12 protein-coding genes are annotated in these 17864 nt (G+C 68.0%); 7 read left to right on the forward strand and 5 right to left on the reverse strand.

Translation table 11 applies throughout. The annotated features are described in order from the left end of the window. The first annotated feature begins 130 nt into the window (after nt 1-130). Nucleotides 131-1498: a helix-turn-helix transcriptional regulator gene (locus AB0H21_RS29750; protein WP_358523022.1), complete on the forward strand. Its 1368-nt coding sequence runs from the start codon at nt 131-133 to the stop codon at nt 1496-1498. 232 nt (nt 1499-1730) lie between these two features. Here AB0H21_RS29750 and AB0H21_RS29755 read toward each other — a convergent pair whose 3' ends face one another. The 5 genes from AB0H21_RS29755 to AB0H21_RS29775 form a co-directional block, all read right to left on the reverse strand. Continuing rightward, a complete protein-coding gene (locus AB0H21_RS29755) occupies nt 1731-2597 on the reverse strand; it encodes a hypothetical protein (RefSeq protein ID WP_358523024.1) in 867 nt (288 codons plus the stop codon). 232 nt (nt 2598-2829) lie between these two features. Then, nucleotides 2830-4956, reverse strand: a complete 2127-nt coding sequence (fxlM, locus tag AB0H21_RS29760) for a methyltransferase, FxLD system (RefSeq protein ID WP_358523157.1) — start codon at nt 4954-4956, stop codon at nt 2830-2832. A gap of 24 nt (nt 4957-4980) precedes the next feature. Beyond that, complete coding sequence (locus AB0H21_RS29765) at nt 4981-6249, reverse strand: lanthionine synthetase C family protein (RefSeq protein WP_358523026.1); 1269 nt, start codon at nt 6247-6249, stop codon at nt 4981-4983. After that, nucleotides 6246-9197 (reverse strand): lantibiotic dehydratase, encoded by a 2952-nt coding sequence (locus AB0H21_RS29770; RefSeq protein ID WP_358523028.1) that lies wholly within the window; start codon nt 9195-9197, stop codon nt 6246-6248. The genes AB0H21_RS29765 and AB0H21_RS29770 overlap by 4 nt, the downstream gene beginning before the upstream one ends. A gap of 252 nt (nt 9198-9449) precedes the next feature. After that, nucleotides 9450-9596, reverse strand: coding sequence for an FxLD family lanthipeptide (locus AB0H21_RS29775; RefSeq protein ID WP_358523029.1), 147 nt, complete (start codon nt 9594-9596; stop codon nt 9450-9452). A 205-nt stretch (nt 9597-9801) separates the two neighbouring features. On the opposite strand from AB0H21_RS29775, the gene AB0H21_RS29780 reads away from it, so the two are divergent. From AB0H21_RS29780 to AB0H21_RS29805, 6 genes are all read left to right on the forward strand, one after another. Continuing rightward, nucleotides 9802-11115: a hypothetical protein gene (locus AB0H21_RS29780; RefSeq protein ID WP_358523032.1), complete on the forward strand. Its 1314-nt coding sequence runs from the start codon at nt 9802-9804 to the stop codon at nt 11113-11115. Then, nucleotides 11112-12008 (forward strand): aminoglycoside phosphotransferase family protein, encoded by an 897-nt coding sequence (locus AB0H21_RS29785; RefSeq protein WP_358523034.1) that lies wholly within the window; start codon nt 11112-11114, stop codon nt 12006-12008. The genes AB0H21_RS29780 and AB0H21_RS29785 overlap by 4 nt, the downstream gene beginning before the upstream one ends. 92 nt (nt 12009-12100) lie before the next feature. Then, nucleotides 12101-12706 carry a Uma2 family endonuclease gene (locus AB0H21_RS29790; protein ID WP_358523037.1) on the forward strand — a complete coding sequence of 202 codons (606 nt, stop codon included), beginning with the start codon at nt 12101-12103 and terminating at the stop codon, nt 12704-12706. A gap of 304 nt (nt 12707-13010) precedes the next feature. Then, complete coding sequence (locus AB0H21_RS29795; protein ID WP_358523040.1) at nt 13011-14186, forward strand: homogentisate 1,2-dioxygenase domain-containing protein; 1176 nt, start codon at nt 13011-13013, stop codon at nt 14184-14186. An 833-nt stretch (nt 14187-15019) separates the two neighbouring features. Further along, nucleotides 15020-16222 carry a fumarylacetoacetase gene (fahA, locus tag AB0H21_RS29800; RefSeq protein ID WP_358523160.1) on the forward strand — a complete coding sequence of 401 codons (1203 nt, stop codon included), beginning with the start codon at nt 15020-15022 and terminating at the stop codon, nt 16220-16222. A gap of 350 nt (nt 16223-16572) precedes the next feature. Further along, nucleotides 16573-17826 (forward strand): Ig-like domain-containing protein, encoded by a 1254-nt coding sequence (locus AB0H21_RS29805; RefSeq protein WP_358523042.1) that lies wholly within the window; start codon nt 16573-16575, stop codon nt 17824-17826. The last annotated feature ends 38 nt before the right edge of the window (nt 17827-17864 follow it).

Here is a 17864-nt window from a genome sequence, read left to right on the forward strand (position 1 = left end):
CTGGCGTTCTGTAGTCGACTCGTCATTTAGAGTTACGAGTACGTTCGAACGCGGTCGCCACGCCGGACAAGATCTGATCGGCAGCAGCGATCGCCTGTCGTTTCCGGCCACCCCCGAGGGAGAAAACGGCATGCCCGCACTTCGCAAGAGCAGCGACCGATACCGTTCGATGGCCACCTATTTCGGGGCACTTATCCGTGACCTACGCGATTCCCACGAACTGCGGGTCGGTGAGCCACTGACCGTGGCGCGACTGGCGGCCCTCACGGGCTACTCACCATCGATGATCGGCCAGATCGAGCGCGGTGAGAGCCTCCCCGAATCGGGCACACGGGTGCAGGCACTGGACGACACACTCCAGGCGCAGGGGCAGCTGAAAATACTGTGGCCCTTGGTGCAACGTCTCGGGCACCGACCTATCGACGAGCTCAGCACCGCGACAAATAGCATTACTCCGGGCTACCGTGAAAACGGACCCTGCGCCCTCACCAGAGGAGACGACATGGAACGCCGCCATTTGTTCCAATTGGCCGGATGGGGCCTGCTCGCCCAATCACCGATCTTCAGCACCGGCGAACACCTCAGGCAGATGCTCGAACGCACCCTCGGCACCGCCGACGGACGCGACGAGGACCACTGGGAAGCCGTCTGCGCCGACCACATGCAGGCGCTCCTCGCCCAACCCGCCACCGAGGCCCGCGATGATCTCCTGGTCGACCTGGCCATTCTCCACCAGCAGATGTCGGCCACTACGCCGGAGCAGGCCGCCCGCCTGCAACGCATCGCGGCGTGGATGTCCACCATGCACGCCAACCTGCTGACCAGGCTCGGCGAGCACGGCCCCGCCCGCCGCTGGTGGCGGACCGCCCGCCAGGCCGCGGACGCCTCGCAGGACGTCGACATGCGCGTCTGGGCGCGAGGAGTCGAGGCCGTGTTCGGGCTGTATTCACCTCGTTCAACCGAGACCGTGCTCACCCTGGCCCGAGAAGCCCAGTCGCTCGCAGCCGGACGTATCACGCCAGGACTGTTCCGAGCGGTTGCTGCTGAAGCTCAGGCTCTCGCGGTCATGGGCAGGCCACAGGAAGCACTCGAACGTCTCCACTACCTAACAGACCTGGTGAGTCGTTCACCGGCTCGGGAACACTTCGGCTGGACCAGTGACTCCACCTGCTTCGTCGCCTCCTGGGTCTACTCGTTCGAAGGTGCCACCGAGGCGGCGCGGGAAGCCCGCGACAGCACGCTCGCGCAATCACCTGACTACCAGAACGCCGCCAACATCCGCCTGCACGAAGCGATCAGCGTTGCGAGGAGCGGCGGCCACAACGAAGGACTGAGTCTCGCCACGCGGGTGCTCTCAGACCTGGACTCTGCCTACCGCACCCGCATGATCACCCACACGGCCCGCCTAGTCCTCGACACCATCCCCCCCGACAGACGAGCCACCCTCCCCGCCCTCGGCGACTACCGCGAAGCCCTCAACCCCCCCATCCAGACCTGAACGAGGGGCGCCAGACCATCCTCGATGACCTGCGGCAGCGGTGCAGGGTGCAGCGCTGAGTCCGGTCCCGGCGCTGCGTGAGGCCACATCGCGCGACGGCGTGACGGTCCAAGCCGCCGTCGTCCCGGCCGAAACCGGCCGCCACGCGGAGGACGCTTAGCCACGCTCTCCTGCCTCTGCCAGCTTCCACCCATCGCGTGTCCGCGCTCTCATTCGAGCGCGCGGACTCCCGTCATGTCCGTGATGCCGATGCGATGACGGCTTCGCTTCTGGCCACCGCGTCCGAAAGGTCCGCCCGCACCTCCGGTGACATCGTGCCGCTCGCGAGGGCGCACGCCTCTACCAGATCCACGAGTTCTCGCATCTGACGGGCGGTCAGGACGGTCGCGCAACCCCTGTGTGCCAGGACATCACGTGCGGCATATCCGTCGCGTAGAGCCAACGTCTGCTCGATCAGCTCCGTAGTGACGGCGAACGTGCCAGCATGTTCCGTCCCGTCTGCGGCGTCGATCACCGACAGGCCGAGGCGTGTGGAGAAGACCGCCAGGTCGTTCGCCAGGGTGAGCCGCTGGTGGTGGCCGACCATCGTGACGACATCCGCTCCTGCCGACCGGCCTGTGTGTCTCCGGCAGAGCACTCTGAGGCAGGCGGTCACCGCGTTCTCCCACGGCTCGCCGGGGGCTGTCTCGTCGAGGAGCGCAAGGGCGGTGTCCGGCTCCCCCGCCAAGGTATGGGCGATCACGGCGACCTGGCGCCCGTCGAGCATGCGCTGACCAGTGCCCCGGTTTCGCCGCAGGTGAGCGTGGGCGTCCTGCCAGCGGTCGGCGGCGGCCAGCGCCCGGGCGCCGTCGGCGATGTGGACTGTCCATAGCCATTGCCGGACCTCATGGTGGTCCTGCTCTGAGGCGGTGAGTGTGGCTGCGGGCACCAGGATGCCGTCGATGGCGGTGTCGCTTCGGAAGGTGATGGCCTGGTAGAGGGTGTCGAGGAGTTCGAAGGCGCTGTGGCCGTCGCCGTCCCGGATGTGTAGGCGTGCGAGGTTGACCAGCGGTTCGAGTCCGCGTCGCGCGGCCTGCGCGCCCAGAGGAAGGGCGCGCAAGTACACCTCGGCGTGTCGATGGCACCACTGGCGGGCAAGGTCCTGCAGTCCGACGTCCGAAGCCAGGAGAGCGGCCTGGTTGAAGACGGCGGACGCCGAGGTCTGGTTGCCCTCTCGCTCCGCCGACTCCGCCAGGGCGCACAGGTTGGCGACTCGTGCACCGAGAGGGATGCAGGCTGGACGCGGACGAGCAATGAGAGGGAACCGGCGCACTATCTGATCAAGATGCACGTCACTGCCACTCGATCACGACTCGGTTGAGCGGGGTGTCGAAGGCGAACCGGCCAGGCCTGTACTCGGGCGTTTCGGCGTCCAGGGCCTGGATCTCGAACTGGACGCTGCGCGATCGGTAGTCGCTGTCCCAGGTACGGAGCGCGTTCACGACACGTTCGGCCAGTTCGTGGCCGCCGGAGCCGTAACCGACGACACCGAACTCGAACAACTGGCCGCCATCCGGGGCGCGTTCGGCGGGTCGCCGTACCAAATAGGCGAGATCGCCCTTGTCCACCACCGCACAAGAGCTCGGGTAAGGCGTCTTGATCAGACCGCTGTCGATGGTCGACCGCTCCATGGGCATGCGGCTCAGGCCGCTCGGCATCACGCAGGCCAGCCACAGTTCCATCCACTCTGGTGACTCGGGTCCACGAAGCTTCACCCCCGTCCACGCCTCGGTGCTCGGCCCGTCGAGGACGCCGGCCAACAGCCCCTCGTCCACAGCCTGCTCCCTGTGGGTGTGGAGGGCTACGGAGCCATCAGGGGTCAGGGTCACCAGGTGCCGGGCGTCGTCGGCGAGCCCGCGTAGTGGCATGAAGGTGCACATCTGGCTGCGGACGCTGCGCCAGTGCCCGGCGGCGTCACGCTCGAACGCGATGGCGCGGGACACGGTGCCGCGCAGTCGAAGAGGCACGATGAGGCGACCGTTCGGGGCGAGTTGGTCCAGCCAGGCCGTAGGGATGCCGCGGGCCCCGACCGTGGCGACGATCCGGTCGTAGGGTGCCGCCTCACGGTGGCCGAGCGCCCCGTCACCCAGGATGGCGGTGACGTTCCGCGCGCCTGCCACCTCCAGGTTCGCCCGGGCCGCATCCACGAGGTCCTGGTCGACATCGACGGTGAAGACCTGCCCCTTCTCGCCGACCAGGTATCCGAGATAGGCCGCGAACAGGCCGCTACCGGCCCCGATCTCCGCGACCCGCATCCCCTCCTGGGCGTCGGTGAGTTCCAGCATCAGTCCGTTGACCGTGGGCTGTGACACAGCGCTGATCGATACGCCAGAGTCGTTAAATTTGGTGTAGATCGGGGTGTCCGAGTATGCCTCTTCCAGGCTGGCCGAGGGCTCGAAGCGGCGCACGAAGATCTCGCGGGGCACCGAGCGGATCGCCGCGTCGACCCGCTCGCTGCGCACCGTCCCCTTGTCACGTAGTTGATCGGCCAGAGCGTGTCGTAGCCGCTCGGCAGCGGGGACGCCCTCTTCGCTCACCTGAGTCTCCACTGCGGTGACCCTGGTGAGGTCGGCGCTCGTCTCGGGTGCCATCGCACCGCTTTCCTGCTCCATCATCACTACCTCTTTCGCTAGCTGTGCCAAGGTGCTTTGCTCCGCATAGGAAAGGCCCAAGCGGTTCCAATGGAAGATCACGTGGTGGGCGAGGACAGCACGCAGACCACGCTGCAGCTCTCCGTGCCGAGCCAGGTCGGCCAGGTACTCTCCGGCATGGTGGAAGGCCCTGGACCAGTCGAAGATCGTGGCCAGCGGGTCCGCGCCGACCGGCGTGCCGGTAGGGCTCACATCGATGGTCATGAGCTTGTACAGAACGGTCTTCAGGCGGACGCGTGCGCTCGGGAGCAGAGCGGGCGCGGAGGTTCTGTGCTGGGCGACCTTTGCCCACACGTCACCCTGCTCGTACCAGTCCTGCCGCGCGCCGCGCATCAGCACGCTGCACAGCAGCATGCCGACCTCCCGTCGTCCCAGACAGGGTGTACCCGGGAGAACGGCCCTTTGACGGCCCAGGTAAGCGACAACGTTGAGGCTGTCGCGGGCGAACAGATCATGGGCCGCGCTCATGGCTGCACTTCCCCCGAAGGCGTGCACCTCCGGCTCGTATATGCCGGTCGTCCATCCGGCGATCCGACCCTCAGCGGTCAGAACGTCGAGGGCGTGCGCCAGACGATGCGGCACGTCGTTGGCCGCAGGTCGGTAGCGCAAACGCCAGTACGGTGTCTTGCGGACGAACCACCAGCAGGTGATCACACCATCCGCCTGCGCCGCCGCCAGTTCCGGGAGCAGACACTCCACGGCGACCTGCTCGGCGGTGGTCTTATCGGTGAATTCGATGACCACTTGGGCCCAGTCATCGTGTTCCATGGCCAATCCCCCCTGATGGCTCGGTTAGCTGATGAGCAGGCATGAATCCCAGCCCGAGACGGGAGGTATGCCGGAGTGCGCGGAGTGCAGGGCCAAGGCGATGCCTGCTGCCCCTTCGAGTAGTCCTGGATCACTGGGCCGGAGCAGCAGCGACGCGGCCACCCTCTCGGCATCGATACCGTCCTCAATGATCATGCCGAGCAGGCGCGGCAGGCAGGCGGCCAGGTCCGGAGTGACGGCGTCGGTGGCCGCACGACAGGCGATGTGCAGAAGACCGGCGTAACCGTGGCACAGCGAGGGGTCAGTGATCGCCGCGAGCTGCCCTGGATCAGTAAAGGCCCTGACCAATGCCGATTCAGCCATCCGCTGGCGTGTGAGGTCGCCGGTGGCCAGGGAGGTGAGCTGCTGAGCGCGTGCGAGCCCGGCGGTGCCGTAGCACCACGACGGGCGAAGCGGCCCTGACTTGCCTTGATACCCCTCACGCAGCTCTGTCCGGGTGACCCAGTACGGCCACCACGGGCCGGCTTTCCCGTCCTGACGCCACTCGTCGAGCCACACGCAGATCCGCTGAATCGCGTGGATGTGACCATTCACCGCGACTCCGTCTCTCAGAGCCAACGACAGCAACGCCAGCGGCCCGCAGATGCCATGGGCAACGCCGTTGTTGCCGTGTCCGCCTTCGAAGGCCTCAGATTTCCGGCCTGCCGGGTCCAGGTCCGTCCACCAGCCCGGGAGCAGGTCACCGCCGTCCTTCACCGGCTCGGTCAACCGGACGAGGTATTCCAGCACCGCGCGAATCAGCTCGCCGTGCGGCTCATGCCGCAGGAGGTAAGCACCGATTCCGGCAAGTCCTCTGATGACGTCGAACTCCGCCAACGTGACAAGCCGACCATGGTCCATGCGGGTATGTGCGCGGTCCAGGCGGCGCCGGGTCGTCGTGGCGATGTGGCGGTGGAGCTCATCACGAGCGCGGGCGTAGTGGCCCTGAAGATCAGATGCCGCATGTACGGCGAATGCGAGCGCGGGCGCACCGTAGAAGAGGTGGCTGTCGCTTCCGGTCAGGATCTCGCCGCCTGCGGCGCAGGCGAGCCAGTCGTGAACATACCGCCAGGGGGCGAGGCCGGTGCGGGCACGCTCGATGTGCAGCAACGCGATCCCGGTGGCGCCATATGCGAGGGACTGGGGCCACCAGCCCTGCGGCAAATGGAGGCCGCGCACTGTTGATGGCGAGGCCAATCGGTCGGCGATCGCATCGGCGACGGCCCTGACGGCGTCCTGTCGGTGCGGCATCATGCCCTGCCCTCGTTGGTGCGAGCGTCCCAGGCGAGGGCAGCGGCACGGGCCAGGCGCAGGCAGGTGCGCTCATCGTCGCGATCAATGCCGACGGCCCGAATGTGGTGGACGTGCAATAAGGAGTCGAGCACGGCCTCCGAGTCGATGCCGTCAACACCGGTCAGATGAGCACGGTAGCGGGTCAGGGCGTCGTGGCGGGGCAGCCACGGTTGGACGATCGCCTCACCGCCGGGGGTGGCACGCAGCGCCGCCCAGTCGTCCGCCGGATCGGCCAGTCTGACCGCCTCGGCGAGTAGGTGGCGGGGAAGCGGATCGGGAGCGCGAACTTTCGCGTGCTTGATCAGCCACCGCATACCGCCTGCCGTGCTGCCCGAGAAGGCGCTCGCGATCGCGACGAATTGGGCGGCGGCAAGGGGCTGCGGATGGGGCTGTGATCGCTGGGCGAACTGTGCGACCAAGGCACGCGAGTCTGCGGTGAACACCTCCTCGGCCGCAGCCAGTGCCGCTCCCCTGCCCCAACGGCCGGTCTCGGGGTAGTAGGCGGCGAATTGCAGATCACGGAGCAGCCCCTGCCTCCGCAGGTCGGCTGCCCAGGTGCTGACATGGTGCGTGGCCCACCCGAACTGCTCGGCGTCGGGCAGCGCGATCCGCAGGCGCAGATGCCACTCCGGATCTCGGTAGCGAATGAACCACCAGTCCGGCGGTTCTTCCCACGCCGCCAGCAGCGCGGGCAGGTGCTCGGCAAGGACTTCGGCCTGCCGGTCCAGGTGTCCGTACAGCTTGGCGTACAGCCACCGCGACGTCCCGGGCAGATGTCCGTGGTCGCGGCCGATTACCCGGGCCACGTCCACTTTGGGCAGCGGTGGCCACCGGGGCGCCGGCGCGGCGACCATCGAGACGACGATCTCGTGAGCGTGTCCGTCGAACCATCCGTCGGCACCGGGCGCGGGCGCCTCTGTCAACACGGTGCTTTGGCCCTGATGCACATGCGTGCGCAGCAGTGCGAGATGGCCTTCCTGCTCCAGGTCGAGCGGTAGCCGCCGGTCCCCTTCGGTCAGGTAGACAAGATCAGGCACACGTCTCCGAGCACACCACTCCTTCACGGCCTGCTCCCACTGCGCGAATGACGCCTCGCGACCCGGCAGTTCGTCCGAGCCGAGAAGCCAGCGGGCAGGAGACAGCACAATGCGTCCGTACCTAATGCGCGGCAGGAACGGGAGGCGGGAGGCAACGCCCCAGTCGAAGCCGGTGACCACGGCGTTTTGAGCCCGCCCCACCTCGGCGAGGAACCGTGCCAGCGGCGGGGTGTGCGCGCGAAGGTCCAAGGCGTGCGGCATCACGGGCTCCAGCCTCCGCCTGGAACTCAGCGAGGCCAGGTACAGACGACGGCTGTCACACCCCACCGCCAGATCGTCCAACCGGATGGTGCCGTGGTCCGGGTTGTGGTGCTCACCAAGCCTGATCACGGTCGGCAGCAGCACAGGAGCGCGTGTCACGTGCGCGGCATTCTCAGCAAGGGGTGGGAAGGACAGCTGCACTGGCAACGTCTCGGGGTCGTTGGTCGGGAGATGCGCGAACGTGGCGGTGAAACGCTGCTGATCGGGTCGCTCCAGCAGGCCGATGAACCTTCCGGTCAGCGTGCCGACACCGCGTGAGACGCTGACGATCGCCAGGTGAAACTCACCCTGCTCAAGCGCGGCCTTGGAGGTCGCCTGAACGCGGAAGCACAGCTCCAGGTGCGGCGTCGGTTGCGCGTGCGCGAGGTCCCCGACCGAAAGCTCGTCGATCACCCGATCGTCCAGGAGGATCTCCTGGCGACCGTCCAGCGCCGCAGCCTGGGCCAGCCCAAGCAGCCGCTCCTCCCGGGCGGATACCTTCACACGGAGTGTCTCCGCGGTGCTGCCCAGGTATCCGGTTGGAAGGCCTAGCCCGACGTCGGGGTCTACGACATCCAGGACCGGAATCAGGGCACCCGTGCCGTAGCGTTCGAAGAACCGCGTGGCGTAGCTCTGCCAGGCAGCCGTACCAAACGGGTGGGCCGTCAGGCGTGCCAGCACCGAGGCCGCCGCCTCGGCTTCGTCCGCGACCTGCCGCGGCAGAACGAGGCGGCAATCCAGCCGCAGATCAACGGCCAGCGGCTGCCGCGCCTGATCGGTGAGCGCCGTCATCAGACGGGCTACGGTCGTCCGACCATGCCGGAGCGACCGGATGGTGTCAACGGCGTTGTGATGGTCCAGCACCGCCTTGATCTCCCTCAGCCGGGACAGCAACATCGCCACTTGCGGAACATCTCCCGCGCCGACGGCCTCCGCCTGCTCCAGCAGATGGCTGAAGGCATCGGCGGTCGTACTCGGTGCGTGCAGGCCGCTGAGCAGCACTCGTTGCTTCACCAACTCGGTAAGCAGTCCTTCGATCACGGACGACGGCGCCTCAGGGAACTCGGCCGCCAGCTTCCCGGCCAGCTCTTCGCCTTGGATCGGTGAGCTGGCCGCCTCCACGGCCGCCTGGACCGCCGCTGTGTACCGCATTGATATCTCGCCCACGTCTGTGTGGTCGGTTGCCTGCGAACGGCCCTGATGAGGCACGATCAAGCGTCGGCCACGTACGAAGCACAGGTTGTTGAAGACCAGCGGCAGCCGCAGAACAAGCTGCGGGCACGACTCCAACTGCACGATGACGGCAGCGAGCCAGGAAGCGTCGGCTCGTGCGACAGCCTGGTGCCCACTGCCCCAGCCCAGCTTGAGCTCCGTACCGACTGATGCGGGCGCGATCCCGGCGAACAGGCCGAACGGCGTGGCCCGGCCGGTCATCCGCAGAAGGTACCTGGCCACGGAAAGCACCGTGCGGCGTACCGCCTGGGGCTCGGGGCACCCTGCCGCGCACACCATTTTCACCCGATCCGCGAGGGCGGGGCTGGAGTGCTCGATGGCCTCGGCGATCCTGTCCATCGACCAGACTTCTCGCAACCACTCCCGCCACCGCCGCACCTCTGCGGGCCCGCCACCGCTCAGGCGTGGCCAAGCCGGGACCGCCAGTTCAGCGTGTACAGCAGCCCTCACCAGCAAAGGATCAGCACATCGGTAGAGCTTCGGACCATGTCCAAACTCCATGAACCCCTCCGTGGTGATGGTTCTTCGTCCAACGAGCGGCAGACAGCCGATGGCGGGCCGGTATCGGCCCCGCCATCGGGGGCACGCTGCCTAGGCCATGGCGGTGGCGCACGGGCTGGCGCAGGTGCTGCCGCATCCGTCGTCAGTGAGGTTGATCAGGTTCGCGGCGCCGCCGCTGCTTTCCAGGACGCGAATGTCCAGGTCGAAGGGCTGGTCAACGTCGACCACCGTGTTCATGGATCACTCCTTGGAGACTCGGAACATTGCGATCACCCGCCGTAGTCGGTGGGTGTACGAGACGGCTCCACTCTGACTACCGAGCGGCCGCTGTGGAACGTCGTACATCGGGGCAGTCAGAGGGCAGATTGGGGGCAGATTCGGAACTCCTCGGCGACCACTCTGTGCGACCATGACGGCGTGCAGCGCCGAGAGGAGAGCCGCCATGCCCCAGCCCAATCACCAGCTTCGCGAGGCACGTGAACAGCGCGAATCGCCCCATGAGCCCGGTGAGCCCATGTCCCGCCAGGAGCTGGCCGACCTGGTCAACGCGTGGATACATGAGCATCTGGGACGTGTCGCGTGCCTGACGGCGAACTACATCGGCAAGCTGGAACGAGGCCTGGTGAGCTGGCCGAACGCCGATTACCGAGCGGCGTTACGCGACCTGCTCGGCGCCGGCGCCGACCGCGATCTGGGCTTCCGCCGCCCTCGTCGTCATGCTCGGGGAGCGACTACCGTTACCGACGTGGACCGGAAAGACTTCCTCCGTACGGCCCTCGGCACCGCTTTGTCGGTTCCCCTTGCCGACTTGCTAATCCCCACTGAACCGTCCACAGTGCCCGCTGTGGTGAGTCCCGCGGACATTCAAGAGATCCGTACCATCGCGGGCCTGTTCTCTACCTGGGATCACACCTATGGCGGAAGCCTGGTCAGGGAGGCCGTCAACGCACAACTACGCCAGTCGGTCGCCCTGCTCGATAAGGCCCGTTGCCCACCGCAACTCCACGTCGACCTCTACGCGGCAGTGGGAGTCCTCGGCCACGCCGCGGGTTTCATGGCGTTCGACGCCTATGCTCACAACGACGCGAGGCGTATGTTCCGGCTCGCCCTGGCATGTGCCGAACAGGCCGGTGACTGGCACCTGCGGGCCAAGGTGTTGTCCAGCATGGCTCGCCAGGCCATCTGGTGCGGCGACCCCGACAAGGGAATGACCTTGGTGGAACTCGCTATGGTTCGCTCTGATCGGCTGACACCAGCGGAACGTGCCATGCTGCTGTCCGCGCGTGCCCGGGCGTTGGCCAAGCTCGGACGTTCACAAGAGACCGTCAACACCGTGGGCTTGGCGGACGAGGAGTTCACACGTGTCAGGCCAGAGGAGGAAGCTCCCTGGATGCGCTACTACGACGCGGCCCAGCATTCCGGTGACACGGGGCATGCACTGTTCGACATCGCCATCCACGGGGGATCTTCCGACGAGGCGTCCCGCCGGCTCGCGGCGGCGGTGCACGATCACGCCCCTGTCTACGTTCGGTCCCGAGCGATCAGCGGTATCAAGCTCGCCACTCTCACCATGTCGACCGGCGACCCTGATGAGGCCGCCGCCATCGGAGAACGCGCCGTACACGACGCCGGCATAGTCCGGTCCCGGCGTGCCGCCGACGATCTGCGCGAGCTTTATCGCACCGCCACCCCTTACCAGCGTCGCGATTCCGTGGCAAAACTCCGCCGCGGTATCGAGGCAGCCGTGCGGGCATGACAGGCACTTCGGAGGAGCCGGCCTGCGCGATACTCCGGGAAGCCTGCGAAGAGGCAGGCCTGGATGCGACCGGTGCCACGTTGGTCCGCCAAGGCGAGAACACGATCTACAGGCTGCCCGGAGGCGTGATCGCCCGGGTGAGCCGGCCAGGCCAGGTGTCGGCCGCCGCTCGTGAGGTGAGCATCGCCCGATGGCTGGAAGCGTCCGGCGTGCCCGCCGTACAAGTGCTGCCGGACATCGTCCAGCCTGTCGACGTCGGCGGCAGAGCGGTGACTTTTTGGCGGGAACTGCCGCCCCACCGGCACGGTACGGCGGTGCAGGTGGCAACAGCACTGGGACGACTACACCACCTGGCGATCCCGTCCGACATCGATATCGCACCTCTGGACCCGTTCGTACGGCTCACCGACCGGATCGATCGCGCCCGCACGCTTTCGGAGGACGATCGTGCGTGGATGCGCGCTCACCTGAAGCACCTGATGGAGCGGTACGCCGACCTGCCACCAGGCCGTTCCCTGTGTGTCGTCCACGGAGACGCCTGGGTCGGCAACGTGGTGTCCACCGACGGCGGTGAGGTCGTGTTGCTGGATCTGGAACGAAGCTCGGTCGGCCCTCCGGAGTGGGACCTGGTCTCCACAGCCGTGAAGGCGTTCACGCTGGGAGGCATTCCGGTCGAGGACTACAGAGACTTCGTCGGCGTCTACGGTTACGACGTCATCACCTGGGAGGGGTTCGAGATCTTGCGGGACATCCGAGAGTTCCGTATGACCTGCATGGCCGCCCAAGTGGCCGCAGAGAACCCCGCGCGGCGCGACGAGGCCGACCGGCGATTGGCGTCGCTCCGCGGTCGGCGCGGCTCGCGTCCATGGACCGACTGGCGTCCCGTTCCCTAGAAGCGCGATGGGCACCTGGGACGTTCGCGTGGCGTGTGTCAGCCCGGGCGACCTTGAGACTGAGACAGGGCTCGCTTGCTACCGTTGATGGCATGAAAGTCCAGGTCCGGAGCGAGATGATGACAAACTCGGATCTACCCGACTGGTTGATTCCTCCACCTGAAGGTTTCCAGGCCGAAGACCTCGATCACCTTCCGGATTTGCCTCCGCACACAGAGTTGATTGATGGAAGCTTGGTGCTCGTGAGCCCCCAGAAAGACTTCCACACTCTGATGCTGTATCTGCTGGAGGACGGCTTGCGCCGTATGGCCCCGGAGAATCTGCGCGTGCGGCGCGAGATGAGCGTGGTCCTGGGACCGCGACAGCGACCGGAACCGGACATCATCGTGTTGCGGGCAGGGGCTCTCCGCGGCCTCGACACCACCGCCTACCAGGCCGCGGATGTGGTGCTGGCGGTCGAGGTCGTCTCCCCTGAGTCGGAGGAGCGCGATCGCAAGCGCAAGCCCTCTCTGTACGCGGAGGCCGGCATCCCGCACTTCTGGCTGGTCGAGAATGCCGAAGCGCGCCCCACAGTGAACGTCTACGAACTCGACCCGGCGACGAGAAACTACGTCCTCTCCGGCACCTACCAGGACCGGCTTCACCTGTCCGCGCCCTTCGACATCGAGATCGACCTCACGAGGATCGACGATCTCTAGGCACGAGATCTCCTGACGCGAGGACGCCGTCGCGTCACGACGGCCCAGCCGACGATCACGCTCTCCCGATCGACGACACGCCGCCCACCCGAGGGCTATGCGACCCCGGGGAGCGGGGAGTGTCCCCATGAAACCCCTTTCGATCACGCGCGGTTCCGTGCCTTCGTCGGCCTGTGGTCGGCGTCCCTTTCTGGGAAATCACCGCGCCATGACGGGGGTGAAGTTGACACGGAGGGCGCGACAGCGGATCGTCGTACGTATAGAGGACAGTGTTGTCCGATATGCGTACACGATGGAGGGTCCGATGCCGTACTACCGCACGGTCGGCGAGGTGCCGCGTAAACGGCATGTGCAGTTCAGGCGGCCCGACGGCGGGCTGTACGCCGAGGAGTTGATGGGCGAGGAAGGCTTCTCCTCCGATTCCTCGCTGCTCTACCACCGCCACCTGCCGACCGCGATCGTCAAGGCCGAAGCCGTCACCGAGGGTTCGGGCGTCGCGTTGTCCCCGAACCTCCCGCTGTCCCCGCGCCACTTCCGCACCCAGAACCTGCCCGAGGGCGGCGACCTCGTCACCGGCCGCCGAGTGCTCGCCGGCAACGGGGACGTCCGCATGTCGTACGCCGCCGCCGACCGGCCGAGCGAGCTGTACCGCGACTCCAAGGGCGACGAATGCGTCTACATCGCGAGCGGCCGGGTGCGGTTCGAGTCCACGTACGGGGTGATCGAGGCCGGTGAGGGCGACTACGTCGTCATCCCGACGGGCACGATCCACCGCTGGGTGCCGCTCGACGGCACGGTCGTGAAGGCGCTCGCCATCGAGGCCGCCGGGCACATCCGCCCGCCCAAGCGCTACCTGTCGCAGTACGGCCAGTTCCTGGAGCACGCGCCGTACTCCGAGCGCGACCTGCGGGCGCCCGGCGAACCGCTGATCGTCGAGGACGGCGAGACCCCCGTCCTGGTCAGGACCCGAGGCGGCCTCACCCGCCTCACCTACGCCCACCACCCGTTCGACGTGGTCGGCTGGGACGGCTACCTGTACCCGTACGCCTTCAACATCGCCGACTTCGAGCCGATCGTGAAGCGGACGCACGCGCCGCCGCCCGTCCATCAGACCTTCGAGGGGCCGGGCTTCGTGATCTGCTCGTTCTGCCCCCGGCCGCTCGACTTCCACCCCGAGGCGGTGCCGATCCCGTACAACCACCACAATGTGGACTCCGACGAGTTCATGTTCTACGCGGGCGGGGACTACACCGCCCGCAAGGGGTCCGGCATCGACGTCGGCTCCATCTCGCTGCACCCGGCGGGCTTCACGCACGGGCCGCAGCCGGGGGCGGTCGAGGCGGCCGTCGAGGCCGTGCGCCAGGGGGTGACGGTCACCAGCGAGCTCGCCGTCATGGTCGACACCTTCCGCCCGCTCGACCTGGGCGATTCCGCGCTCGCCTGTGAGGACCCCGACTACGCCTGGACGTGGGCCCGATGAACCCGCTGTTCACCGACCTCGTTGACGACGCGGGGCTGTTCCCGCCGACGCGGCTGCCGATGTCGGACGCCCTGGCCCGGCACTACGCCGACGAGGACGCCGCGAGCCCCGTGCTCACGCACCGCTTCCTGTGCGCGGCCGACCGCCTGGACGAGTTGGGCGCGCTGCTGACCCGACCGCTCCGGGCCGGGATCATCCTCGAACGCTCGGCCACCCCGGACCTTTCGGCGCTGACCGGGCTGACGGGCATCGAGATCGAGATCGTCGAGGGCGCCCTCCCGCCGGGCGCGGACGTCTCCGCCCTTGCCGTGCAGGTTCGGATGGCGGCGCCGAAGGCCCGGCTGTTCGTCGAGGTCCCGGCCGGGGAGTTCGCCCATCTTCCGCCTGGTGTGGGGGCGAAGGTCCGCTGCGGAGGGGTGACGGCGGACCTGTTCCCGTCCGTGCACGACCTCGGCCTGTTCATCCGTACCTGCGCCCTGCGGGGCACGCCGTTCAAGGCCACCGCCGGGCTGCACCACGCCGTACGGCACGCGGACCCGAGCCTCGGCGTGTACCGTCACGGCTTCCTCAACCTGTTGCTGGCGGTGTGTGCGGCCGTCGAGGGCCGGGATCCGGTGCCCGTACTGGAGCTCATGGACCGGCACGAACTCGCCGATCTCGCCCGCGCCGTGCCCCCCGAGACCGTGCTGCGGGCGCGTGGTCTGCTGGTCTCGTACGGTTCGTGCAACACCACCACACCGATCGAGGATCTTCAGGGGCTCGGCCTGATCGGCCCGTCCACCGCCGGGCCCGTTGTGGCCTCCGTACGCGAGGCCGTGGAAGTGGGGAAGCCGATGACCAGTTGGGTGCCCGGAGCGGACGCCTCCCCGTACGGGCCGGAGAACCTGCCCTACGGCGTGTTCTCCAGGCCCGGCGAGTCGGCGCGGGCGGGGGTGCGCATCGGCGACCACGTCCTCGACCTCGCGCCCGTGCTGCACGACGAGGTGTTCGCCGCGCCGAGCCTCAACGGGTTCCTGGCGCGGGGCCGCACGGCCTGGAGCGACACCCGGCGCCGCGTCCAGCGCCTGCTGTCGGCCCAGGCCGAGGAGGCGGCGGCGAACCGCGCGGCCGTCGAACCCCATCTGATCCCTCTGGCCGAGGTGCGGCTGTACCGGCCGATCGAGGTCGGCGACTACGTCGACTTCTACTGCTCGCTGGAGCACGCCACCAACCTCGGCCGCATGTTCCGCCCGGACGGCGAGCCGCTGCTACCCAACTGGCGACACCTGCCCGTGGGGTATCACGGCAGGTCAGGCACGGTGGTCGTCTCGGGCACGCCGATCACCCGGCCGCGCGGGCAGCGTGTCCCCGCTCCCGGACAGCAGCCCGTGCTCGGGCCGTCGGCCAAGCTGGACATCGAGGCGGAACTGGGCTTCGTCGTCGGAACGCCGACCCGTCTCGGCGAGGCAGCCGGGGATTTCGCCGACCACGTCTTCGGGGTGACGCTCGTCAACGACTGGAGCGCCCGCGACATCCAGTCCTGGGAGTACGTCCCGCTCGGGCCGTTCCTCGGCAAGTCGTTCGCCACGTCGATCTCCCCGTGGATCACGCCGCTGGAGGCGCTCGGGCACGCGCGGGTGGCCGGGCGGACGCAGGACCCCGAGCCGCTCCCGTACCTGGGCAGACGGGAGCCGTGGGGGCTGGACATCACGATGCGGGTCGAGCTGAACGGGGAACCGATCTCCGCGCCTCCGTACCGGGAGATGTACTGGACGCCGGACCAGATGCTCGCCCACATGACCGTCAACGGTGCCTCGCTGCGCACGGGTGACCTGTTCGCCAGCGGGACGGTGTCCGGGGCCGAGCCCGGCCGGCGGGGGTCGCTCATCGAGATCACCTGGAACGGCGGCGAGCCGATCAAGCTGGCGGACGGCCGGATCCGTACATTCCTGGAGGACGGCGACACGGTGACGATCACCGCCACGGCCCCCGGGCCGACCGGCACGTCCATCACCCTGGGCGAGGTGACAGGCACAATCCTCCCCACCCGCCCCTGACACCCGGCCCTCCCTGTACCCCCCCGACACACCCTGTGTGACCGCACTCCGACACAACCCCGCGTGACCGCTGCTCCTCGCCCTGGCGAACCACGACATCGAGGAGAAGCCGACAACCCGCTCCGGCGTACGGAGGAGACGCCCCATCCCCGGCGGCGCCCTGGAACCTCACCCAGTACGAAGCCGAGCGGGTTGTCACGGGTTGAAGCCGGGCCGGTCCTTCGCGTTATCCACAGAGGTGGCCGTCCTGCGCATGGTTATCCACAGTGATGGCTACTTGGCGCAACGAGCCCGCCACGCAGCGATACGCTGTTCGTGCATCTGATCATCGATGGACGAAGGGCGGGACGATGCGGCACCCCCTGATCATGCCCGTGATCCTTCTCATGTTCGTCACCGGCGGCTCGCAGGTGATCGCCGCTCCTCGACCTTCGGCGCGTCCGCCTGCCGCCGCCATCACGGTCACCCCCGCGCCCGGCTCTCCCCGCGCCCGGCCCGACCGCCATGTACGCGTCATGGTCACGAAGGGCACGCTGACCAGCGTTGACGTCTCCGCCGGCGGGGCCAGGGTTCCGGGCCGGTTCGACCGCGCACGCCGCGCGTGGCGCTCGACGTGGACGTTGACGCCGGGCACCGAGTACGTCGTGTCGGCGTCGGCGAGCCCGGCCCGGCATGGTGACCCGCCGTCTCGCGTGGTCGCCCGGTTCCGCACGCGCGCGGCGCCGCTCGCCTTCGGCATCCGCCAGACGATCCCGAGCCCCGGCGAGACCGTCGGCGTCGGCATGCCCATCATCCTCACCTTCACCGGCCCCGTCCGGGACCGCGCCGCGGTCGAACGCACCCTGGAAGTCCGCCTGGGCTCCCTGCGTTCCCTGGGCTCCCTGCGTTCCCTGGGCTCCCTGCGTCCCCTGAGTTCCCTGGGTTCCCGGCTGGAGGGCGCGTGGCGCTGGGTGGCGGACGACCAGGTGGCCTACCGACCGCGAACGCTCTGGCCCGCGCGGCGGCGGGTCGTCGTCACCGCACACCTCGCCGGCGTCCGCGCCGCCCCGCACACGTTCGGCACGGCCGACCACATCCTGTCCTTCTCCGTCGGGCGCCGCCAGACCAGCATCGTGAACACCCTGACCCACCAGATGCTGGTCCACCGGGACGGCAGGCTGGTCCAGCGGATGGCCATCAGCGCGGGCAAGGGTTCGACCCGCGAGTACACCACGACGAGCGGCGTCCACCTGACCATGGACAAGGGCGACCCGGTGCGCATGGTGTCCCCTGGCAGGAAGAAGGGCGAGCCGGGCTACTACGACCTCATGATCGGCCACGCGGTCCGCATCTCCAACAGCGGCGAGTACGTCCACGCCCTCGACAACGTGTGGGCCCAGGGGAAGGTCAACGTCAGCCACGGCTGCGTCAACGCCCGGCCCGACCAGGCGGCGTGGTTCTACGACAGCTCCTTGCGCGGCGATCCTGTGATCGTCACCGGCACCGACAGGAGGCTGGAATGGTGGAACGGGTGGGGTTTCTGGCAGTTGTCCTGGGACGAATGGCGCAAGGGAAGCGCGCTGAGCGACCCCTCGGCTCTGGCCCTGCCATGGTCCACGAAATAGGGCTACGGTGGCCTTTAAGGAACCACAGACGCCTAAAA

This window comes from Sphaerisporangium sp. NPDC051011 (assembly GCF_040653595.1).
GTDB lineage: Bacteria > Actinomycetota > Actinomycetes > Streptosporangiales > Streptosporangiaceae > Sphaerisporangium.